The sequence below is a fragment of the Streptomyces sp. NPDC036815 genome (genome assembly GCF_055609205.1).
Window position 1 is genome coordinate 508,035 of record NZ_JBVJPW010000002.1, and the last position, 20,655, is coordinate 528,689.

General features: G+C 70.2%; 21 protein-coding genes. 15 read left to right on the forward strand and 6 right to left on the reverse strand.

Going from position 1 to position 20,655, the window contains the following annotated elements:
• Positions 1-137: 137 nt before the first annotated feature.
• The 4 genes from pstS to pstB all read left to right on the forward strand — a co-directional run bounded on the left by pstS (position 138) and on the right by pstB (position 4,315).
• Entirely contained in the window at positions 138-1,265 is a 1,128-nt protein-coding gene (gene pstS, locus ACZ69I_RS08620; RefSeq protein ID WP_467672958.1) for a phosphate ABC transporter substrate-binding protein PstS, read from the forward strand.
• A gap of 113 nt (positions 1,266-1,378) precedes the next feature.
• The gene (pstC, locus tag ACZ69I_RS08625) at positions 1,379-2,401 is read left to right on the forward strand and encodes a phosphate ABC transporter permease subunit PstC (protein WP_470831041.1); all 1,023 of its coding nucleotides are present in this window, start codon (positions 1,379-1,381) and stop codon (positions 2,399-2,401) included.
• On the forward strand, positions 2,398-3,474 hold the full coding sequence (gene pstA / locus ACZ69I_RS08630; RefSeq protein WP_470831042.1) for a phosphate ABC transporter permease PstA: 1,077 nt from the start codon (positions 2,398-2,400) through the stop codon (positions 3,472-3,474). The genes pstC and pstA overlap by 4 nt, the downstream gene beginning before the upstream one ends.
• Before the next feature lie 64 nt (positions 3,475-3,538).
• Complete coding sequence (gene pstB, locus ACZ69I_RS08635) at positions 3,539-4,315, forward strand: phosphate ABC transporter ATP-binding protein PstB (protein WP_467672964.1); 777 nt, start codon at positions 3,539-3,541, stop codon at positions 4,313-4,315.
• Positions 4,316-4,448: 133 nt separating this feature from the next.
• Here the strand turns inward: pstB and ACZ69I_RS08640 are convergent, their stop codons facing one another.
• Positions 4,449-5,447 (reverse strand): inorganic phosphate transporter, encoded by a 999-nt coding sequence (locus ACZ69I_RS08640; RefSeq protein ID WP_467672966.1) that lies wholly within the window; start codon positions 5,445-5,447, stop codon positions 4,449-4,451.
• A 9-nt stretch (positions 5,448-5,456) separates the two neighbouring features.
• Complete coding sequence (locus tag ACZ69I_RS08645) at positions 5,457-6,077, reverse strand: DUF47 domain-containing protein (protein WP_030784908.1); 621 nt, start codon at positions 6,075-6,077, stop codon at positions 5,457-5,459.
• 218 nt (positions 6,078-6,295) lie between these two features.
• On the opposite strand from ACZ69I_RS08645, the gene ACZ69I_RS08650 reads away from it, so the two are divergent.
• The gene (locus tag ACZ69I_RS08650; protein ID WP_467672968.1) at positions 6,296-6,655 is read left to right on the forward strand and encodes a metal-sensitive transcriptional regulator; all 360 of its coding nucleotides are present in this window, start codon (positions 6,296-6,298) and stop codon (positions 6,653-6,655) included.
• Positions 6,656-6,679: 24 nt separating this feature from the next.
• Here the strand turns inward: ACZ69I_RS08650 and ACZ69I_RS08655 are convergent, their stop codons facing one another.
• The gene (locus ACZ69I_RS08655) at positions 6,680-6,874 is read right to left on the reverse strand and encodes a hypothetical protein (RefSeq protein WP_467672970.1); all 195 of its coding nucleotides are present in this window, start codon (positions 6,872-6,874) and stop codon (positions 6,680-6,682) included.
• Between the two features lie 102 nt (positions 6,875-6,976).
• Positions 6,977-7,807: an SCO4651 family lipoprotein gene (locus ACZ69I_RS08660; protein ID WP_467672972.1), complete on the reverse strand. Its 831-nt coding sequence runs from the start codon at positions 7,805-7,807 to the stop codon at positions 6,977-6,979.
• A gap of 142 nt (positions 7,808-7,949) precedes the next feature.
• Between ACZ69I_RS08660 and ACZ69I_RS08665 the strand changes: the two genes are divergently transcribed.
• The 3 genes from ACZ69I_RS08665 to ACZ69I_RS08675 all read left to right on the forward strand — a co-directional run bounded on the left by ACZ69I_RS08665 (position 7,950) and on the right by ACZ69I_RS08675 (position 10,210).
• Positions 7,950-8,105, forward strand: coding sequence for a hypothetical protein (locus ACZ69I_RS08665; protein WP_389714006.1), 156 nt, complete (start codon positions 7,950-7,952; stop codon positions 8,103-8,105).
• Between the two features lie 98 nt (positions 8,106-8,203).
• Positions 8,204-9,781: an FAD-binding oxidoreductase gene (locus ACZ69I_RS08670; protein ID WP_470831043.1), complete on the forward strand. Its 1,578-nt coding sequence runs from the start codon at positions 8,204-8,206 to the stop codon at positions 9,779-9,781.
• Positions 9,782-9,916: 135 nt separating this feature from the next.
• A complete protein-coding gene (locus ACZ69I_RS08675) occupies positions 9,917-10,210 on the forward strand; it encodes a hypothetical protein (protein WP_470831044.1) in 294 nt (97 codons plus the stop codon).
• 23 nt (positions 10,211-10,233) lie between these two features.
• Here ACZ69I_RS08675 and ACZ69I_RS08680 read toward each other — a convergent pair whose 3' ends face one another.
• Positions 10,234-10,950 carry a phosphatase PAP2 family protein gene (locus ACZ69I_RS08680; RefSeq protein WP_470831045.1) on the reverse strand — a complete coding sequence of 239 codons (717 nt, stop codon included), beginning with the start codon at positions 10,948-10,950 and terminating at the stop codon, positions 10,234-10,236.
• A 248-nt stretch (positions 10,951-11,198) separates the two neighbouring features.
• Positions 11,199-12,212, reverse strand: a complete 1,014-nt coding sequence (locus ACZ69I_RS08685) for a C40 family peptidase (protein WP_467672982.1) — start codon at positions 12,210-12,212, stop codon at positions 11,199-11,201.
• 590 nt (positions 12,213-12,802) lie between these two features.
• Between ACZ69I_RS08685 and ACZ69I_RS08690 the strand changes: the two genes are divergently transcribed.
• The 7 genes from ACZ69I_RS08690 (at position 12,803) to ACZ69I_RS08720 (ending at position 20,645) form a co-directional block, all read left to right on the forward strand.
• Positions 12,803-13,054, forward strand: a complete 252-nt coding sequence (locus tag ACZ69I_RS08690) for a DUF397 domain-containing protein (protein ID WP_470831046.1) — start codon at positions 12,803-12,805, stop codon at positions 13,052-13,054.
• A gap of 227 nt (positions 13,055-13,281) precedes the next feature.
• Positions 13,282-14,025 (forward strand): DUF4232 domain-containing protein, encoded by a 744-nt coding sequence (locus tag ACZ69I_RS08695; RefSeq protein ID WP_470831047.1) that lies wholly within the window; start codon positions 13,282-13,284, stop codon positions 14,023-14,025.
• A 152-nt stretch (positions 14,026-14,177) separates the two neighbouring features.
• Positions 14,178-16,118 (forward strand): hypothetical protein, encoded by a 1,941-nt coding sequence (locus ACZ69I_RS08700; protein ID WP_470831048.1) that lies wholly within the window; start codon positions 14,178-14,180, stop codon positions 16,116-16,118.
• Between the two features lie 216 nt (positions 16,119-16,334).
• Positions 16,335-16,643: a hypothetical protein gene (locus tag ACZ69I_RS08705; RefSeq protein WP_055570172.1), complete on the forward strand. Its 309-nt coding sequence runs from the start codon at positions 16,335-16,337 to the stop codon at positions 16,641-16,643.
• Positions 16,644-16,901: 258 nt separating this feature from the next.
• Complete coding sequence (locus ACZ69I_RS08710) at positions 16,902-17,750, forward strand: DUF8175 domain-containg protein (RefSeq protein WP_470831049.1); 849 nt, start codon at positions 16,902-16,904, stop codon at positions 17,748-17,750.
• Entirely contained in the window at positions 17,740-19,089 is a 1,350-nt protein-coding gene (locus ACZ69I_RS08715) for a hypothetical protein (protein WP_467672994.1), read from the forward strand. Before ACZ69I_RS08710 ends, ACZ69I_RS08715 begins: the two co-directional genes overlap by 11 nt.
• Complete coding sequence (locus tag ACZ69I_RS08720) at positions 19,086-20,645, forward strand: SCO6880 family protein (RefSeq protein WP_467672996.1); 1,560 nt, start codon at positions 19,086-19,088, stop codon at positions 20,643-20,645. Before ACZ69I_RS08715 ends, ACZ69I_RS08720 begins: the two co-directional genes overlap by 4 nt.
• The last annotated feature ends 10 nt before the right edge of the window (positions 20,646-20,655 follow it).

Below are 20,655 nucleotides of genomic sequence, written 5' to 3' on the forward strand. Positions count from 1 at the left end.
GACCGCCGAGGTTCACCCGCCGTTCACTCGTGCCCATCGGCCGCTTCACCTGTCCTGCCTAATTTCGGCCTTACAACACGACGTAAGTCATCGCACGCCGCCACAAGGGTCGGCGGCTCCCGGAAGGAAGACCCGAAGTGAAGCTTCAGCGCAAGAACCGGCTCCGCGCCCTCTCCCTCGGCGCCATCGCCGTCTCCGGCGCCCTGGCCCTCACGGCGTGCGGCTCCGACGACACGAGCGGCTCGGGCGACGGCGGCAAGGAGACCAACGCCAACGCCAACATCAAGTGCGACGACGCCAAGGGCCAGCTCGCGGCCTCGGGCTCGTCCGCGCAGAAGAACGCGATCGACGCCTGGCGCAAGGTCTACACGTCCAACTGCAAGGACGTGCAGCTGAACTACAACCCGACGGGCTCGGGCGCCGGCATCACCGCGTTCCTCCAGGGTCAGACGGCGTTCGCCGGTTCCGACTCGGCGCTGAAGCCCGAGGAGGTCGAGAAGTCGAAGAAGATCTGCAAGGGCAGCCAGGCCATCGACCTGCCCATGGTGGGCGGCCCGATCGCCATCGGCTTCAACGTCCCCGGCGTCGACGACCTGACCCTGGACGCCAAGACCCTGGCCGACATCTTCAACGACAAGATCAAGAGCTGGGACGACAAGGCGATCGCCAAGCTCAACCCCGGCGTCAAGCTCCCCAGCACCAAGGTCCAGGCGTTCCACCGCTCCGACGAGTCGGGCACCACGGACAACTTCACCAAGTACCTGAAGGGCGCCGCCCCCAGCGCCTGGCCGTACGAGCCGGGCAAGTCGTGGGCGCCCAAGGGCGGCCAGTCCGCGAACGGCTCCGCCGGTGTGGCGGGCCAGGTCAAGCAGACCGCGGGCGCCATCTCGTACTTCGAGCTCTCGTACGCCGGTGAGGGCGTCAAGACCGTCGACCTGAAGACGGGCGCCAAGGAGCCGGTGAAGGCCACCGTCGACAACGCCTCCAAGGCGATCGCCGAGGCCAAGGTCGTCGGCAAGGGCAAGGACCTCTCCCTGCAGCTGAACTACAAGCCGACCGCCGAGGGCGCCTACCCGATCACCCTGGTGACGTACGAGGTCGTCTGCGAGAAGGGCAACAAGGCCGAGACGCTCGCCGCCACCAAGTCCTTCCTGACCTACATCGCCGGTGAGGACGGCCAGAAGGTCCTCAAGGACAACGACTACGCGCCGATCCCGGCCGAGATCATCGCCAAGGTCCGCACCACCGTCGCGGGCCTGAGCTAGCTGAACCGAGTGCGGCCGGCCCCGCGGTACCGGGCCGGCCGCACCGTCCGGTGCACCGCCGCCACGGAGCGCCTGCGTCACCCGCACGGCGCCTCCGCAGACCGGAGAACCCCATGGACATACCAAGCAACACGACCGCTCCTCCCCCCGTCGACGACGTCAGGCCGACGGCCCCGGTGAGCAAGGCAGCCGCCCGCGGCGCCACCCGCCCCGGTGACCGGATCTTCCTCGGCCTCTCCCGCGGCTCCGGGATCGTGCTCCTCGCGATCATGGCGGCCATCGCCGTGTTCCTGACGTACCGCACGGCCCTCGCCCTCTCCGACAACACGGGCAACTTCCTCACCACCTTCGAGTGGGACCCGGCCGGTGTCACCACCGATGGCAAGCCGTACTTCGGCATCGCCGTCCTCGTCTTCGGCACCGTGGTGAGCTCGGTGATCGCCCTCGTGATCGCGGTCCCCGTCGCCATCGGCATCGCGCTCTTCATCTCGCACTACGCGCCGCGCAAGCTCGCAGGACCCATCGCCTACGTGATCGACCTGCTGGCCGCCGTGCCCTCGATCGTGTACGGCCTGTGGGGCGCCCTCGTGGTCGCCCCCCACCTCACCGGGCTCTACGGCTGGCTCGACGACTACCTCGGCTGGACCGGCGTCTTCGAGTACAAGGGCGGCGCCCCGCGCTCCCTGATGACCGTCGGCATCCTCCTCGCGATCATGATCCTGCCGATCATCACGAACGTGAGCCGCGAGGTCTTCCTCCAGGTCCCGAAGATGCACGAGGAGGCCGCGCTGGCCCTCGGCGCCACGCGCTGGGAGGTCATCCGCATGTCGGTGCTCCCCTTCGCCCGCTCCGGCATCATCTCCGCCTCGATGCTGGGCCTCGGCCGCGCGCTCGGCGAGACGATCGCCGTCGCCACCGTGCTCTCCCCGACCTTCGTGATCCAGACCTCCGTGCTCGACTACGGCGGCGGCACCTTCGCGCAGAACATCGCCAGCAAGTTCAACGAGGCCAGTGAGTACGGCCAGGACGCGCTCATCGCCTCCGGCCTGATCCTGTTCGTCATCACCCTGCTGGTCAACGGCGCGGCCCGCCTGATCATCGCGCGCCGCAAGGAGTACTCGGGGGCCAACGCATGAGCACCACGACACCCACCCACCAGGCCGATCCCCGCGTCAAGCGCCCCGCGACGCTCCGGGCAGCGAGCCTGCCGCGCTGGTCCCCCGCGGCCGTCGCGCTCGGCTCGGCCGCCGTCGCGGTCGGCATCGGCGCCGGGGCGGGCCTGGACAGCCGCATCCAGTGGGGCCTGATAGCCGCCCTGCTCTTCATCGTCGGCTCGTACGTCCTCGCGGTCACCGTCGAAGGCGTCCGGCAGGCCAAGGACCGCCTCGCCACCTCGCTGGTCTGGGTCATGTTCCTGCTGGCCGTCGTCCCGCTCGCCTCGCTGATCTACGAGACCGTGCAGCGCGGCTCCAAGGTCTTCGACGTCTACTTCCTCACCCACTCGATGGGCGTCATCGCCGACGACGAGACCGGCGGCGGCATCTACCACGCGCTCATCGGCACCCTGGAGCAGGTGCTCCTGGCCTCCGTGATCGCCGTGCCGATCGGCCTGCTCACCGCGGTCTACCTCGTCGAGTACGGACGCGGGAAGCTCTCCAAGGTCGTCACGTTCTTCGTGGACGTCATGACCGGTATCCCCTCGATCGTCGCGGGTCTGTTCGTCCTCAGCTTCTGGATCCTGATCCTGGGCTTCGACTTCTCCGGCTGGGCCGGCGCCATGGCGCTCGCGATCCTGATGATGCCGGTGGTCGTGCGCTCCACCGAGGAGATGCTCAAGCTCGTCCCGAACGAGCTGCGCGAGGCGTCGCTCGCCCTCGGCGTCCCGAAGTGGCGGACGATCCTGAAGGTCGTCCTGCCCACCGCCATCGGCGGCATCACCACGGGCGTCATGCTCTCGGTCGCCCGCATCGCGGGCGAGACCGCGCCGGTCCTGCTGCTCGTGTGGGTGACCCCCCTGATCAACACGAACCCCTTCGACGGCGCCCAGGGCTCGCTGCCGCTGTACATCTACCAGCAGTACGCGGCCGGCACCGACGCGTCGTACGACCGTGCCTGGGCCGCGGCCCTCGCGCTCATCGCCTTCATCATGATCCTCAACCTGGCGGCCCGCGGCGTAGCCCGCTGGAAGGCCCCCAAGACGGGCCGCTGAGCGGCCAATCAGCGGTCCCTCGCGCCTGCGCGCACCCAAAGACCCGAAAGAAGCAGTGATCCCCATGGCCAAGCGAATCGACGTATCGGGCCTGACCGCCTACTACGGCTCCCACAAGGCGATCGAGGACATCTCGATGACCGTGGAGCCCCGCTCCGTGACCGCCTTCATCGGCCCCTCCGGCTGCGGCAAGTCCACGTTCCTGCGCACCCTGAACCGCATGCACGAGGTGACCTCCGGCGGCCGCGTCGAGGGCAAGGTGCTCCTGGACGACGAGGACCTCTACGGCAGCGGCGTCGACCCGGTGGCCGTGCGCCGCACGGTCGGCATGGTCTTCCAGCGCCCGAACCCGTTCCCCACGATGTCGATCTTCGACAACGTCGCGGCGGGCCTCAAGCTCAACGGCTCGTACAAGAAGAGCGAGCTGAACGACGTCGTCGAGAAGTCCCTCAAGGGCGCGAACCTCTGGAACGAGGTCAAGGACCGCCTCAACAAGCCCGGCTCGGGCCTCTCCGGCGGCCAGCAGCAGCGCCTGTGCATCGCGCGGGCCATCGCGGTCGAGCCCGACGTGCTCCTCATGGACGAGCCCTGCTCGGCCCTCGACCCGATCTCGACGCTCGCCATCGAGGACCTGATCGGCGAGCTGAAGGAACGCTTCACGATCGTCATCGTGACGCACAACATGCAGCAGGCGGCCCGCGTCTCGGACCGCACGGCGTTCTTCAACCTCGCCGCCGTCGGCCAGCCCGGCAAGCTCATCGAGATCGACGAGACCGAGCGGATCTTCTCCAACCCCTCGGTCCAGGCGACCGAGGACTACATCTCGGGCCGCTTCGGCTAGGCCCTGCCCCGACTCCCCGCGGTGCTGCATGGCGGTGCCACCGCAGGGAAACCGAGAAAGGCCCGCCCCCGGCTCCCGGGGGCGGGCCTTTCCTTGGAGCCTGTGTCATATCCCCGGCCGGGCGGGCGGAGCGCTACAGGAAGGCGAGGTCGACGGCCCAGAAGCTGACCGCCGCGACCAGAGCCGCCGCGGGCATCGTGATGAACCAGCCCAGAATGATGTTCTTGGCCACGCCCCACCGCACCGCGTTGACCCGCTTCGTCGCCCCCACACCCATGATCGCGGAGGTGATGACGTGCGTCGTCGAGATCGGCGCGTGGAACATGAACGCGGTCGTGAACATGATGCCCGCGCCGGTCGTCTCCGCGGCGAAGCCCTGCGGCGGGTCCAGCTCGATGATCTTGCGTCCGAGGGTCCGCATGATGCGCCAGCCGCCCGCGTACGTACCGAGCGAGAGCATCAGCGCACAGGCGATCTTGACCCAGATCGGGATGGGCGCGTCCGCGCTCTGCACGTCGGAGATGACGAGCGCCATCACCACGATGCCCATCGTCTTCTGCGCGTCCTGCAGACCGTGGCCCAGCGCCATACCGGCCGCGGACACCGTCTGCGCGATGCGGAAACCGCGCTTGGCCTTGTGCGGGTTGGACTTGCGGAACATCCACATGATCGCGCACATGACCAGGTAACCGACGACGAGGCCGACCACCGGCGACAGGAACATCGGGATGACGATCTTGTCGACGACCCCGGACCAGATGACCCCGATGCCGCCGGCGAGCGCCGCCCCGACCATGCCGCCGAACAGCGCGTGCGACGAGGACGAGGGCAGGCCGAAGTACCAGGTGATGAGGTTCCACACGATGGCGCCGATGAGCGCCGCGAAGAGGATCCACATCCCCTTGTTGCCGTGCGGGGTCTCGATGATCCCCTCACTGACGGTCTTGGCGACGCCACTGCCCAGGAAGGCACCGGCGAGGTTCATCACCGCGGCCATGGCGAGCGCCGCGCGGGGCGTCAGCGCCCGGGTGGAGACGGATGTGGCGATGGCGTTCGCGGAGTCGTGGAAACCGTTCGTATACGTGAATCCGAGCGCGACGCCGATGGTCACGATCAAAGCAAAGGTGTCCATGGCGGCGCCTCAGGACTCCTTGACCGCGATGGTCTCCACCGTGTTCGCCACGTGCTCGAAGGCGTCGGCCGCTTCTTCGAGGACGTCCACGATCTGCTTCAGCTTCAGCACCTCTATGGCGTCGTACTTGCCGTTGAAGAGCTGGGCGAGGAGCTTCCGGTGGATCTGGTCGGCCTGGTTCTCCAGGCGGTTGACCTCGATCCAGTACTCGGTGAGGTTCTCCATGGTCCGCAGGTTCGGCATGGCCTCGGCCGTGAGCTCCGCGGCCCGCGAGAGGACCTCGATCTGCTGCTCGACGCCCTTGGGGAGCTCTTCGACCTGGTAGAGGACGACCAGGTCGACGGCCTCCTCCATGAAGTCCATGATGTCGTCCAGGGACGACGCGAGGTTGTAGATGTCCTCGCGGTCGAACGGCGTGATGAAGGAGGAGTTCAGCTGGTGGAAGATCGCATGCGTGGCGTCGTCTCCCGCGTGTTCCGCGGCCCGCATACGCTCTGCGATCTCGGCCCGTGCGGAAGAGTCCGCTCCGAGCAGTTCCATGAGGAGCTTCGAGCCCGTGACGATGTTGTCCGCGGATGCGGCGAACATGTCGTAGAAGCTCGTCTCCCTGGGGGTCAGACGAAAGCGCACGTGGGGTCCTCGGGGTGCTTTGGATGCGGTCAGGCTGATGCTAGGCGCATCATCCGGCCACGGCTAACCGGCCGCCCCCCAGTGTCGCCCATCAGGCACAGTGATCAGCACACCCCCCGAGAAATCGGCTATCATATACCCTCCGGGGGTATATGGATCTGCAGAAATGCGGGTACGTCCGACGGGGAGCCCCGCAGGAAGACCAGGAGGAGGACGCGATGACGACCACCGAGGCGGCCGACGCGGCCGTACCCACCCCGGGGGCGTCCGCAGCGCCCTCCGACCACGACCGCGGGGTACACGGGTACCACAAGCAGAAGGACGAGCACCTCAAGCGGCTGCGCCGCATCGAGGGCCAGATCCGCGGCCTGCAGCGCATGGTCGAGGAAGACGTCTACTGCATCGACATACTCACGCAGGTCTCGGCCGGCACGAAGGCGCTGCAGTCCTTCGCGCTGCAGCTCCTGGAGGAACACCTGCGGCACTGCGTGGCCGACGCGGCGGTCAAGGGCGGGACCGAGATCGACGCGAAGGTGGAAGAGGCGACGAAGGCGATCGCGCGGATGCTCCGGACGTAACGCGTGCGCGAGGGGGCGGCCCCCTCACGACCACCGATCGTCCGGGGGCGCCGCCGGATCCTGCGAGTCGGCGACTCTCAGGACCTCGTCGATGCGGTCGAAGCTCAGGCGCTCCGCCGCCGCACTCGCCGCGATGATGAGCTCCCCGCACAGTTCGATCTCGGCGAGGGCGACGTGGTCCTGAACCGCCGTACCGCCACGCATCGGAGCCACGTTCATCACCTCTTCCTGACCCGGGACCACATACCGGCTTCCTAGGGTAGGGAGCCGTCTACGCACCGCGCATGGCACAGACGGACCATTTCCACCAGTCGCCAGCGACTACTGCTCGGCGATTTTCCCGGCGTAGATGTCCTTCTCGGCCGGAAGTCGCACCTTCACGGGCGCACCGAAGTCGTAGAGCAATGTGGTCGACGCCACGTTCGCGTCGGCTACGGAGAACTGCTGACGCAACTTCCGTACGCGACCTCGGTCATCGAGGTAGACGTCGAACGCGGCGCTCCCCTTGCTGAACCCTTTCGCCGCCGCCGCACCGAGCGCACCGCGCTGACCTGCGGAGGCGGCACGGGCCGCGGCACGCAGGTCGACGACGCCGCGATAGTGCCGCACCTCCGCCCCACCCACTCGCTCGTCCCCCACGAACCCCACCTTCCTCGCCCCGCGCAGCAGTTCCGCCGCCGCGAGGGGGTCCGTGGCTCCGCCGGTGACGAGATTCCCGTCGGAGAGGGAACGTGTCTCGATCCGCACCCACTTGTCGGCCGGCACCCCGGCCCCGCGGTTCTTCATGTAGAGCGCGCCGTCGGACAGCAGCTCGGTGATGGGCCGGTGCTCGTCGTCGCCCGCGGGGTCCGGCGGCAGCACCACCTCGAAGACACCGAGTTGCCGCTCGAAGTCGTAGGCCCCGGTGCCCCGGACGGTGACGCGCGTGCCGCCGCTGGCCATCTCCATCGACGTGTTCGCCTTCGAACTGCCCGCCGCGACCAGGGAGTCGGCGGACCGCCGCACCGCGTCCCCGGGGTCGACGCCCCCGCTGCCGTCCGCGGCGGCGCCGGTGTCCGTACATCCGGTGGCGACCGCCATCAGCCCCGCCGCCGCGACGGCCGCGACCACCACGGCGTCCGCCGCGCCCGTGCGCCTGTGCCGCTGCACCATGGTGTCTACCCCCAAGCGTCCCGCGCCTGTCCTGCCCGTTCGGCCGTCCTTGACCTAACGACCGGTCGATGGAGCCGTCACGCGAACGTCGCCGTGACGGAGCCGTCGACAGCCGTTCACCGACGGTCGGTACGGTGGCCGCGTGGCCGATCAGCAAGCCCCCGCGTCCCACCGCACGACGACCGTCGAGAAGGGCCGTTTCGTCGCGGCCCACTGCACCTGCGGCTGGCGCGGTCCCGCCCGCAGAGCCCGCAGCAAGGCCCGTACGGACGCCGTCGAACACGAGGCGACGCCCTGACCCCTCCGGTAGCCTCCGCGCGGCGGTCCGTGCCCGCGCGGGCGGAACCCCGGCGCCCCGCAGACCGTCTCGTTCTCCGGGAAGCAACGGGAGGCGCCATGGAACGACGTACATTCATCGGCACAACGGCGGCCACACTGGCCGCCGCCACGGTCGCGGGCTGCACCAGCGGCGGCTCGGGCGGTGCCGCGGCACACACCAGCGGCACCACCGGTGCCGGCGGCAGCGGTACGCCCATCAGAACGTCCAGCGCCGCGGCCACCTCCCCCGCCACTCTCAAGGCACTCGCCCGCGATCTGGACGGCCTCCTCGTCCGGCCCGGCGAGGCCAAGTGGGCGGCGGCGCGCCAGCTGTACAACACGCGCTTCGACGACCTGAAGCCCACCGCCGTCGCGTACGTCGCGCACCCGGACGACGTCCGCACCGCCCTCGCGTACGCCCGTGCCCACCGCACACCGGTCGCGATACGCAACGGCGGCCACTCGTACGCGGGTTGGTCCTCCGGCACGGGCCGGCTGGTCATCGACGTGTCGAAGCTCAGCAAGATACGGGCGAGCGGCGGCAGCGCCACCATCGGCGGCGGCGCCAAGCTCATCGACGTCTACCGCTCGCTCGCCGCGAAGGGCGTCACCCTCCCCGCGGGCTCCTGCCCGACCGTCGGCATATCCGGGCTCACGCTCGGCGGCGGCCACGGCGTGGTGTCCCGGGCGTACGGGCTGACCTGCGACAGCCTCACGTCCGCGACGCTGATCACGGCCGACGGCAAGCAGCTCACCGCCTCCAAGTCCGAGAACAAGGACCTCTTCTGGGCGCTGCGCGGCGCGGGCAACGGCAACTTCGGCGTCGTCACCGAGCTCACCTACCGCACGCACGCCGCGCCCCAGGGCGTGTCCGCGTACATGACCTGGCCCTGGTCGAAGGCGGCGGCGGTGGTCAAGGCGTGGCAGGCCTGGGGCCCCGACCAGCCCGACGAGATCTGGTCGTCCCTCCACCTGGCGAACACGCCGGGCGGCACGCCGACCGTCTCCGTCGCGTGCTTCTCCCTCGGTACGTACGGGGAGTTGCAGAACGCCGTCGACCGTCTCGCGGACAGGATCGGCGCGCCCGCCCGCAGCGTCTCGCTGAAGCGGCGTACGTACGAGGAGTCGATGGAGGTGTACGCGGGCTGCTCGTCGTTCCCCACCGACGCCCAGTGCCACCTGCCCGGCGGAACGCCGGGACGCACTCCGCAGGGCGCCCTCAACCGTGAGACGTACGCGGCGGGTTCGGACTTCTACGACCGCTCCCTCTCCGCGGCGGGCATCCGCACGCTGCTGTCGCAGATCGAGAACGTGACGGGCGCGAGCGGCGGCAGCATCGCGCTCACCGCGCTCGGCGGCGCGATCAACCGCGTCGACCCGACGGCGACGGCCTTCGTGCACCGCCGCTCGCGGATGCTGGCGCAGTACCTCGCGTCGTGGCGCGCGGGCACGTCGGGCAAGCCGGCCCAGGCGTGGCTGAAAAAGGCGCATGGGGCGATGGGGCGGTACGCGTCGGGTGCGGCGTACCAGAACTACACCGACGCCACGCTGACGAACTGGCGGGAGGCGTACTACGGGGACGCGGCCCCGCGCCTGAAGAAGCTGAAGAAGCAGTACGACCCGGGCCGCTTCTTCGACTTCCCGCAGGCGCTGTAGCCCTCCCGGGCGGGGCGAGGGCGGGGCGCGGGCGGGGCGCGGGCGTCATCCGTACGGCCGTCCCCGCCACTCGAACGGCCCCGTCCGACACGCCCTCGGGTGGCCCACCCGGCTGGACAAGGCTGCGCTGAGGACATGACCTCAGCGCGCAGCACCCACCGGACCTGCGGCGCTTGCCGCACCCGCCACACCCGTCGCATAGCCACCGGCACGGGGGCGGCGGCCGCGGCCCTCCTCGTCGCCCTGGCGGGCCCCGCCACCGCCCTGGAAGAGCCCACGGGCCCGGGCCGTCCGGCGGTCGCCGCGGAGCACCCCGAGGCGGGGCCCCTGGCACTCGTCTCCGCGGTCGTCACCGGAGCCGCGGCTGGAGCGGGGATCTGGATGCTTCGCCGCCGCCGTACCGATGAAGCCGACGGCGAGGACCAGTAGAGACCGGTATTGCGCGACCCGCGTTACGCCGCGAGGTCCCGCTCGTCCGGGTCCGCCGTGGCCGACTCCGACGGCGACGCCGTCCCGCTCAGGGGCGCCGCGACAGGAGCCACTTTCCGGTCCCACACCAGCCACCCCGCGCGCCCGCTCCGCCCGACCATCTTGGTGAGCGGCGTGAGCAGCGCCATGGCGAGCGGCGACAGGAGCAGGACGACGGCCGTGCCGAGCGCGAAGCCACCGACGACGTCCGTCGGGTAGTGCACGCCCATGAAGACCCGGCAGAAGCCCTCCAGGGCGGCGAGCCCGATGCCGACGAGCCCGAACTTCCGGTGGGCGACGAAGAGTCCGGCGCCGACGGCCATCGCGAGTGTCGCGTGGTCGCTGACGAAGGAGTAGTCGGTCTTGCCGTCCACCAGGAGTTCCACCCCGGGGTGGTCGCGGAACGGACGCGGCCGTTCCACGAAGCTGCGGATGGGGACGTTGACCAGTACGGCGAGGCCCGCGGCGAGCGGCGCCCAGACGACTGCGGCGACCGACGACGCGGCGTCGTCGAGGGCGGCGCGCCTGCGCTGGCCCCACCAGCACCACACCACGAGCAGCACCAGGGCGATCAGCAGCCCGTACTCGCCGACGAACGCCATCGCGCCGTCGAACCAGGACGGGGAGTCCTTCGCCAGTCCGTTGATGTCGTAGAGCAGGCTGACGTCGGGGTTCGACCCGGATTCATCGAGTCCAGCCATGGCGCTGCGGCCCCTTGTCTCCTAGCCCGTGGGCGCACCTTTCTGTGCGCCCGTCCATCAACCCCCGTGGTCGGTCCAGTCAAGGGAACGCCCTGCCCCCCGCCCTACGTTCCACTCTCCACCGAAAGATCACTGAGACGTTACCGAAGAGAGACTCATTGCCGCAGCTCAGAAGAAGTGTACTAACGGAGAGTTCAAGCCACATCACCGCTCGCGTACGCTTCCGCAAGCCCCCGTGCAAAGGGTTCTCAGACCTCTGACGGCTTGTCCGGCAAGGCCTTGGCGCCGTCCTCGGTGACACGGGTCGCGCCAAAATAATCCGGGGTGTCGACCGGGTCGAACCGGATCACGGCGCCCGGCCGGGGGGCGTCGATCATGTAGCCCCCGCCGACGTAGATCCCGACGTGCCGGATGGCCCGGGAATTGGTGAGGTCGTCCGAGAAGAACACCAGGTCGCCCGGGAGCAGTTCGTCCCTCTTGGGGTGCGGACCGGCGTTGTACTGGTCGTTGGCGACGCGCGGCAGCGTGATGCCGACGGTGCGGTAGGCGGCGAGGGTGAGCCCGGAGCAGTCGAAGCGGCCGTTCTGGGCAGCGGTGCCGTTGCCGCCCCACAGGTACTCGGTGCCGAGCTTCTTCTGCGCGTAGTAGATGGCCGCGGCCGCCTGCCGCGAGGGTGCGACCCGGCCGACGGGCCGCGCGAAGCTCTTGGAGAGGTTGGTGATGGTCTTCACGTAGTTCTGGGTCTCGCGGTAGGGCGGCACGCCGCCGTACTTGATGACCGCGTACGCGCCCGCGTTGTACGCGGCGAGCATGTTCTCCGTGGGGCTTCCCGGCGCGTCCTTCACGTACCCGGCGAGCTTGCAGTCGTACGAGGCGGCGGACGGGATGGCGTCCTGCGGGTCCCAGATGTCCCGGTCCCCGTCCCCGTCCCCGTCGAGGCCGTGCGCGGCCCACGTGCCCGGGATGAACTGCGCTATCCCCAGCGCCTGGGCCGGGCTCTTGGCGCGCGGGTTGAAGCCGCTCTCCTGATAGAGCTGGGCGGCGAGCAGCGCGGGGTTGATCGCCTTGCAGAGGTTGCCCCACTTCTGCACGAGGGGCTGATAGGTCGCGGGCACGGCGCCTTTGGCGAGCCCCACGGTCTCACCGCCGCCCGCGCCGCCCGCGAGGCTTCCCGCGGCCATGTACGTCCCGACGACGAGCAGCGCGATGAAGCTGAGGGCCCCGCCGATCCCGACGGACGCGACCAGCCACGCCTTACGCACCGTCAACCACCCCTCACCGCCGGCAGCCCACCGGCGCTCAGTGTAGAGGCCCCGTACGACAGTGACAGGAGCCATTGCCCGAGAAACTTCCGGAACTTCACGGGTCCCGCGCGTCTCGCACCCACCCTCCGGGGTGACGTACGACTTCCTTCGCGACGTCGGCCCCGGTCACGCGAATCCGGAGCCCCCGCAGCGCCGCCACGGCGACCCGGGCGTGACCTCGGCCCACAACAACTTCCCCGCGTCCCCCGCGGCGACGGGGTGGCCGGGCAGGTGGTCCTCCGCGAATCCTGGCGGGATCTGCGGGTTCGAGTCCCATACGGCCGTGGGGCAGTTGGAGGGTGTAGGTCCAGGGCGGCGATACGGTTGGCTTCATGGAAGTCTCCGTTGGGGGCGGGGAGTTGCCGGGCGGGCCCCAGTGACGATGCCGCCGCGTCGGGCGGGGTCTTCTGGGTGATGGCCCGAGGCGCGATACTCACCGCCGCCCCCACAGCCTTCGCCGCGCTGATCCGCGACGCGAAACGGCCCGCAGGCGCCCGTACGGCCTGAGCCCCACGCCCGCACCCCCAGAAGGGACGCCCACCCGCACCATGACCGAGACACCCGCCCCCCGCCCCGCCATCCCCACCGACCTCGACTGGATCCGCGCCGCCCCCGAGGACGAGCCGGGCCCCGGTCCCTGGATCGAGATCGCCTTCGGTGCGGACGACGCGGTGTACCTCAGGGAGACCAGCGACCCCGACAACGTCGTCACGACGACGCGGAAGAAGTGGGACGCCTTCGTACTCGGCGTACAGGCGGGCGAGTTCGACCACTTCGTGGAGGGCTTCGACCTTTCCTGACGTGGGCGCGACCGCCGATTTCATGATCGCCGCGTTCCAGGACGGCGTTCCAGGGGACCGGCATTCCCCCAGGTCAGACCCCGTGCATGCGTTCCATCGTTCCTGATCCACCGGCACTCCTTGCCCCGTCCGAGCGGCACCCGCTTCGCTGTTCACCAGGCCGGACAGCACGGCCTCGCAGCACCGCGAACATCCGCCGCTCACACCACACACTCACGGGGACCCCCATGAAGCACGCCCACGCCACCAAGACCCTCCTCGCAGGCCTCGCCCTCATCAGCACCCTCGGCCTGACCGCCTGCAACGGGGACGAAGTCGGCGGCTCGGACGCAACCCCCGCCGGCTCCTCCAGCGGCCAGGCGAACGGGAGCGGCTCCGGCGGCACCGGGGGCTCCGGCCAGGGCTCCACCGAGGGCGGCAGCGCCAACGGCGGCGGAAACGGCGGCAGCGGCAAGGGCGGGGAAGGCGACGGTGGCGGCACCGGTACCGGCACCGCGGCCGGGTCCGGTTCCGGGTCCGGCTCGGACAAGGGCGGCAAGGCCGGGATCTGCCGCAGCGACGAGCTGGAGGTGACGGCCGTCGACAACAGCACCGACAAGACGGAGGGCGTCGTCACCGTCCAGTTCAAGAACGGCGGCGGCCGCGACTGCGCCATCAACGGTTACGCGGGCGTCGACCTGAAGTCGGCCACCGGCGAAACCATGTCCGTGGACCGCAACGGCGAGCCCGCCACCCCCGACACCCTCAAGGACGGCGAGTCCGCGGCCTTCAACATCACGTTCCCCATCAACAACAGCGGCGGTTCCGGCGTGCGCATCGCCAAGATCCTCGTGACGCCGCCGAACGAGACGAAGACCGTCACCATCGCCTGGCCCGCGGGCACCCTGCCGGTGAGCGACGGCGAGGGTGCCGGCGGCACCAAGCTGGCTGTCGGCCCTGTCGTCAAGGTCAGCGACTCCCCCGCGGGCTGAGGTAGCAGAGGAACCCCTGTGGCCAGAGGAACGTGCTGGTCACAGGGGTTCAAGCCCTCTGCCACGCCTGATTGACGCGCCCCCAACCAACCTCGATGGTGGGGGAATTGGGCGTTGTGCGACCGCCGCGCCACGGCTGGGGGGAGCCGAGGATGGAACCTAGGGACCAGCCTGGCGCGGAGCCGGGTGAGCGGACCGGTACGGAGCCGGGTGAGCGGACCGGTGAGCAGCCGGGCCAGCGGACCGGTGCGGAGCCGGGTGAGCGGACCGGTGAGCAGCCGGGCCAGCGAACCGGTGCGGAGCCGGGTGAGCGGACCGGTGAGCAGCCCGCCGAGCGGCCCGCCGAGCAGCCCAGCGACGGACGCCCGGGCGAGTTCGGCCCGCCCCCACTCGTCCCACCTGCCCCACAGGCCTCTCCCCCTCCACAGACCTCTCTCCCTCCGCAGACCTCTCCGCCCCTACAGGGCCCACCGCCTCCGCAGGTCCCACCACCCCCGTACGCCCCACCCCCGTACGCCCCACCGCCCCCACACACTCCCCCAGCCCCCTACGCGTACCCACCACCTCCCCACCCCCCAACCCCCGGCCCCACTCAAGCCCCGGACACCACCCCCCTGCACCCCACAGCCGTCGCCCTCCTCAACCTCACCGGTCTGGGCCTCGGCTATCTCCTTCTGCGCCGTTACCTGCTCGCCGCCCTCTGCTGTGCCGCCACCGCCGCGCTGCTCCTCCTCGCCCTGCCCGCCGATGTCGACCGCGTCCCCCTGGGCGTGCTCGTCGTCTACGCCGCCGTTCTGCTCCTGGCCGCCGCGCACGGCGCGTACCGGGCCACCCGGGACCGGAGCCGCTGGCCGCGAGCGCTGCGCGCACCCGTCGCCGTCGGCCTGGGCGTCGTCCTGCTCGCGGTGCCCGCGGGCGGCGCCTTCGCGTACGAGAGCGCGCACGACGACGCGGTCGAGCAGATGCTCCTGGACCGCCTCGACCGGGCCGACCGCATCGTCGCGGGCCTCGACGGGCAACGCTTCGGCGGGGCGACGGAACGCCGGTACAAGAAGGCGCTCCGCGTCTACCGCGGCCTCGCCGAGGACCACGGCGGCTCGAAGGCCGCGGACCGGCTGCCCGACAGCCTCGCCGCCTACTACAAGGCCGTCGCCACCCCGTACGCCGCCGAGCGCTATTGCGATGCCATCACCCCGCTCAGGCACCTGCGGACCGTCCCCGACACCCTCGGCGGCCCCGGCAGGGAGCACCTGGGCACCCTCGCCACCTGGCCCGACGACCGCCTCGCCACCTCGCTCTACGCATGCGGGACCGCCGCGCTGGGCCGCGCCGACGCGAAAGGGCCGCTCGGCGAACTGCTCCGCACCTTCCCGGAGTCGGAACGCGCCGCGGCCGTCGGACCCGCCCTGCGCGACGCCGTCGCCACCCGCTCCGCCGCGCTCCGGGGCTCCGACCCCTGCCCCGACGTCGACGAGCTCCGCGCCCTGGGCGAGACCGCCGCCGCCCTGCCCGGCGACCGGATCGACGCGGAGGCCCTGCGCGCCACCACCGACCGGGCCGTGGAGCGCGGCGTCTACGCGTGCGGCGTGGACCAGTTCGAGGACGCCGACTTCACGAAAGCGGCCGCGACGCTGGACGGCTTCGCCTCGAAGTACCCGGGCAGCGCCAAACGCCATCGCGCCGAGGACATCGCCATCGCCGCGGAGATCGCCGCCGAACGCCCGAGCGCGGGCCGCCACCTGCCCCCGGCCCGCTCCTCCTCCGGCGGCGGCACGGTCGAGTTCCTCGTGGCGAACCTCGGCCCCGGCGAGCTGGAGGTCCTCTACACCGGCCCCACCACCGGCACCCTCAAGCTGAAGGACTGCCCCTCGTGCCGCATCTACGCCACCACGTCACAGGGCGACGCCGCCTGCCGGGCCGGCGTCACGTCGTACCCCAGGACCACGCTCCGGCTGCCCGTCGGCGAGTACCACTTCCTCTACAAGCGGGCCACCGTACGCAATCGAGCCGACGGTGCGAGGCTCAGCACCGCCTACCGCTACACCGACTGCTCCTTCGTGACCCGTGGCTCCGCCGGGCTCGGGCTCACTTAACACCTGGTCAGGGGCACGCCGGGCCGTCATTGCCCGGCGTCGTACCGCGTGATACACAGAGTCACCAGACGTCACGTACGAGGAAACGCACGAAGTCAGCCAACGAATGGCGCCAAGGCGACATGCGCGGGCCCGATTGTCGGCGAGAATGAGCTGTCCTCTGTACTGACGTAGGCAGAGGTGCCAGAACAACCCACTAGGGGCGGTGAGTTACACATGCTTATGGCAGCCGAAAAGGGCGACATCACCACCATCATCGGCGGGATCGCCCCCGACTGGGGTCCCTTCGGGAGCCTGGGCAACGAGGCACGCGTGATGATCGAGGTCGTGATGGCGATCGCCATCCTCCTCTGTCTCGGCATTGCGATCTGGGGCGCGGCGAAACAGCGCATCGGCGCGACGGCGCTGCGTGACACGTTCAGCGCGGAGCAGGGCAAGGGCCTGATCATCGCGGGGCTGACCGGCGTCTTCATCATCGGCTCACTCGGCACGCTCTTCACGATCGTCTACGGCATGGCGGTCTAGTACGTCCCGGCGCAGGCCCGCGGTCCCCCGCTCGCCTCCGCCCGTCCCCCCACCCACGTCCCCCTCCCCCTGTCCCCTTCTCCCCGTCCCCTCCTTCTCCCTGTCCCCACTCCCCCACCCGTCCGTCGTGCCCACCGGCTGAGGTTGCAACTCCCTGATGTCGAGTCACCACACCGCGCCCGCGCGGGAACCAGCACGGCTACCGTCGTACGTGTCCTGTGCGACGGTTCAGCGAGAGGTTGAGGGGGCGTGCGCGGCATGAGTCCCGACGACGACCGGAACGACGGCCTCTTCTTCGGCGGCTCGGGGGAGACCCGGACGCGGCTTCCCGAGGGGGATGGCGGGGGCGGCGACGGCTACGGCAGCCCGCGCAGATCCGGCCGCTCCGGCCGGACGTCCTCGCGGAGCCTGGTCACCGTCGTGGGCGTCGTGGTCCTGCTGATCGCCGCGATCGCGTTCGCCAATCGGGGAGGGGACGATTCCTCTTCGGCGGACGGAGACGCGAAGAAGCGGGAGGCTGCGCCGACGGCTCCTTCGGGGGAGAGGCCGGTGGGGGGCAAGCGTGGGGGGATCCCTGCGGGGTTCGCTCGTGATGAGCAGGGGGCGCAGAGTGCGGCGTCCAACTATGCGGTGTCGCTGGTCTCGGCAGACATCCTCAAGCCCGAGCGTAGAACCGAGATCGTCAGGCAGCTCTTCGTCGCCGATGCGGTGAGCGGGCTGGAGGCCAAGTTCAACAAAACGTACTCCAAGGAACTCCTGGGCAAGATCGGTCTCGACGAGAAGGGCAACCCTCCCCCCGGACAGACGTACGTCTCGCGCACCGTGCCTGTCGGCACGAAGACCACGGCGTACTCGGGCAGTGCCGCCACGGTCGACGTCTGGTGCACGGGCGCCTTCGGCACGGCCGGCCAGGACACGACCAACCCGGTCAGCAACGACTGGTTCACCTTGACACTCAAACTGCGGTGGTCCGGTGGCGACTGGAAGGTCGAGAGTTTCCAGTCGAAGGACGGCCCTGCTCCCGTGAACGGCGACAACAAGATCTCCACGGCCGACGAGATCGCCAAGGCCGTCCAGGAGTACGGAGGGTTCACGTATGCCCGTTAGCCGTCGCGTACTGAAATTCACCGCCGCTGCATCAGCCGTGCAAGTCTCGGCGGTGCTGCTCGCTTCGCGTGCCTACGCGGTACCGGAGCCGAAGGACGACAAATGTGACCTCATCGTCGGCCCCGCCAAAAAATACTGCGAAAAAGGCCAGAGCGGCAGCTCCGGCGGAGGCAAGTACCCCACCGACTCCCCCCTCCCCGACAGCCTCGACCCCCTCGCCTCCCTGGCCAAGGGCTGTGCCGACGCCGCGTCCTGGACCGTCGACAAGCTCTCCGAGGCCGTGAAGGAGACCGCGAACGTCGACTTCACGAACCCCCAGTTCCTCCAGCAGTACGCCGTCGTCTTCGCCGCGTCGACCATCCTGACGCTGCTCCTGTGGCTGCTCGCCGTCGCCAAGCGGGCGGTCCGCGGCGTGCCGCTGACGACCGCGATCTCCGAGGCCATCGGGTTCCTGTGGCTCACCGTGCTCGCGTCCGCCTTCACCCCGCTGATCCTGTACACCGTCGTCTCGGCGGCCGACGGCGTCACGGACGTCATCGCCAAGGCGACGGGCGGTCAGACGGACACGTTCTTCGGGACGTTCTCCGGCGCGCTCAAGAAGGGGGACGACATCGGCGGCGGCCCGATCATGCTGATCGTCGTCTCGCTCGTGTCGATCCTCGCCGCCGGCATCCTCTGGCTGGAGCTCGTGATCAGGGCCGCGCTCCTCTACGTAGGAGCGCTCCTCGGCACCGTCGTGTACGCCGGTCTCGTCGACAAGAACCTGTGGTCGCACGTCCGCCGCTGGGCGGGCATCATGATCGCGGTGATTCTGGTCAAACCGATCATCGTGATCGTGCTCGGCCTCGCCGGGGCGCTCTCCGCGGACGACGGCCCCGACTCGTTCTCGGCGGTCGTCTCCGGGCTCTCGATCATTCTGCTCGCCATCTTCGCGAGCGCCATGATCTACCGCTTCGTCCCGGGATTCGGGGACGAGATCGCCGGTTCCCGCAACAACCGCATCATGCGCGGCGCCGAGAACAAGGCCGCCGCCGTGATCAGCTCCCCCGCATCGCTCGTCTCCCAGGGCATCAAGACCCACAGTGCCCGGGGCAACGGCAGCGGCGGCGGCAGCCAGGGCGGCCAGCCCAGCCAGGCGCGCCCCGCCAATCCCGTCGGCGGCGGCGTCGCCGCGCACAGCAGCCGTCCCTCCGGGGGCGGCGGCTCGTCGAACGGCGGCGGATCCGTCCCCTCCGCCGCACCCCAGCCGCGCAGCAGCGCGACGAGCACCCCGCACGCGGGCCACCGCGGCGGGTCCCGCAACAGCAGTACCAACAGCACGGGAGGTGAAGGGCGTTGACGACCCAGTCCCACGTGTCCCAGCCGGTCGCGCCCCGCCGCACATATCTGATCGGCCGCGCGCGGCCGAACGCGATCGTCGGCAAGAACCGCGAGACGGGCGAGATCGCCCTGATCATCGCGGGGGCGTTCCTCGGCATGATGTGCGGGCTCCTCGTCCCCGTCCTCTCCCTGCGCATCGTCCTCCTGACGGGCCTCCCGATGCTCGCCATCGCGGCCGTGTACGTCCCGTACAAGAACCGCACCTTCTACAAGTGGTTCGAGATCAACCGCAGCTACAAGCGCTCCCTGAAGCGCGGCACCACCTACCGTTCCAGCGCCTCCGAGGCCGGTATCCGGCTCGACGGGCGGGAGGTCGAGGTCGGGCCGCCGCCGGGCATCGGCCGCATCAGCTGGCTGGCCGCGCCCTTCGGCCCCGACGAGATCGCCGTGCTCCTGCACGCGGACCGGCGCACCGTCACCGCCGCCATCGAGATCGAGGGGCCCGGCGTCGGCCTGCGGGACAGCGAGGACCAGGAGGCCCTCGTCGACCGCTTCGGCACACTCCTCAAGCACGTCGCGAACGGCGACGGCTTCGTCACCCGCCTGCAGATGCTCGCCCGTACGCTGCCCGCCGACCCCGACGCGCATGCCAAGGACGTCAGCCAGCGCGGCGACGACCGGGCCCTGCCCTGGCTCCAGGAGTCGTACGACCAGTTGCAGTCGATGGTGTCGACCAGCAGCGAGCAGCACCGCGCCTACCTCGTCGCCTGCATGCACTACTCCCGCGACCTGGCCGCCGAGGCGCAGGCGATGGCCCGCGCCGCCCGCCCGCAGGGTGGCAGGAAGCTCGACAAGGACGCCGGTCTCGCCGTCGTCATGGCGCGCGAGCTGACCGACATCTGCTCGCGGCTGCAGGAGGCCGACATCCGCGTACGGCAACCGCTCGGCCAGGGCCGCCTCGCCTCGCTCGTGCACTCGATGTACGACCCGGACCACCCCATCGACCACATCCAGGCGATGACGAAGCGCAACGCCTGGCCCGCCGAGCTCGACGCCATGGAGCCCACCTACCTCCAGGCCAAGACCCGCGAGTCCTCGACCCGCGCCCCCTGGTGCCACTCCACAGCCTGGGTGAAGGAGTGGCCGATGACGCCCGTCGGCGTCAACTTCCTCGCCCCGCTGCTCGTCCACACCCCGGACGTGATCCGCACGGTGGCCGTGACGATGGACCTCGAACCCACCGAGGTCGCCATCGAGCGGATGCTGACCGAGAAGACGAACGACGAGGCGGAGGCCAGCCGCCAGGCCAAGATGAACCGGACGGTCGACCCCCGCGACATCGCCTCGCACTCCCGCCTCGACCAGCGCGGCGAGGACCTGGCGAGCGGCGCGGCGGGCGTCAACCTGGTCGGGTACATCACGGTCTCGTCCCGTTCCCCGGAGGCCCTGGCGCGCGACAAGCGCACCATCCGCGCCTCCGCCGGCAAGTCGTATCTGAAGCTGGAGTGGTGCGACCGCGAGCACCACAGGGCCTTCGTCAATACGCTGCCGTTCGCGACCGGCATCCGACGCTAGACGTAGAGGC

Bases quoted from the DNA above. Each gene is read 5' to 3' on its own strand.
- pstC (WP_470831041.1), top strand. From the start codon at position 1,379: ATGGACATACCAAGCAACACGACCGCTCCTCCCCCCGTCGACGACGTC.
- pstA (WP_470831042.1), top strand. From the start codon at position 2,398: ATGAGCACCACGACACCCACCCACCAGGCCGATCCCCGCGTCAAGCGC.
- ACZ69I_RS08705 (WP_055570172.1), top strand. From the start codon at position 16,335: ATGCTTATGGCAGCCGAAAAGGGCGACATCACCACCATCATCGGCGGG.
- ACZ69I_RS08715 (WP_467672994.1), top strand. From the start codon at position 17,740: ATGCCCGTTAGCCGTCGCGTACTGAAATTCACCGCCGCTGCATCAGCC.
- ACZ69I_RS08680 (WP_470831045.1), bottom strand. From the start codon at position 10,950: ATGGCTGGACTCGATGAATCCGGGTCGAACCCCGACGTCAGCCTGCTC.
- ACZ69I_RS08670 (WP_470831043.1), top strand. From the start codon at position 8,204: ATGGAACGACGTACATTCATCGGCACAACGGCGGCCACACTGGCCGCC.
- ACZ69I_RS08660 (WP_467672972.1), bottom strand. From the start codon at position 7,807: ATGGTGCAGCGGCACAGGCGCACGGGCGCGGCGGACGCCGTGGTGGTC.
- ACZ69I_RS08675 (WP_470831044.1), top strand. From the start codon at position 9,917: ATGACCTCAGCGCGCAGCACCCACCGGACCTGCGGCGCTTGCCGCACC.
- pstB (WP_467672964.1), top strand. From the start codon at position 3,539: ATGGCCAAGCGAATCGACGTATCGGGCCTGACCGCCTACTACGGCTCC.
- ACZ69I_RS08655 (WP_467672970.1), bottom strand. From the start codon at position 6,874: ATGAACGTGGCTCCGATGCGTGGCGGTACGGCGGTTCAGGACCACGTC.
- ACZ69I_RS08710 (WP_470831049.1), top strand. From the start codon at position 16,902: ATGAGTCCCGACGACGACCGGAACGACGGCCTCTTCTTCGGCGGCTCG.
- ACZ69I_RS08700 (WP_470831048.1), top strand. From the start codon at position 14,178: ATGGAACCTAGGGACCAGCCTGGCGCGGAGCCGGGTGAGCGGACCGGT.
- ACZ69I_RS08640 (WP_467672966.1), bottom strand. From the start codon at position 5,447: ATGGACACCTTTGCTTTGATCGTGACCATCGGCGTCGCGCTCGGATTC.
- ACZ69I_RS08650 (WP_467672968.1), top strand. From the start codon at position 6,296: ATGACGACCACCGAGGCGGCCGACGCGGCCGTACCCACCCCGGGGGCG.
- ACZ69I_RS08695 (WP_470831047.1), top strand. From the start codon at position 13,282: ATGAAGCACGCCCACGCCACCAAGACCCTCCTCGCAGGCCTCGCCCTC.
- ACZ69I_RS08690 (WP_470831046.1), top strand. From the start codon at position 12,803: ATGACCGAGACACCCGCCCCCCGCCCCGCCATCCCCACCGACCTCGAC.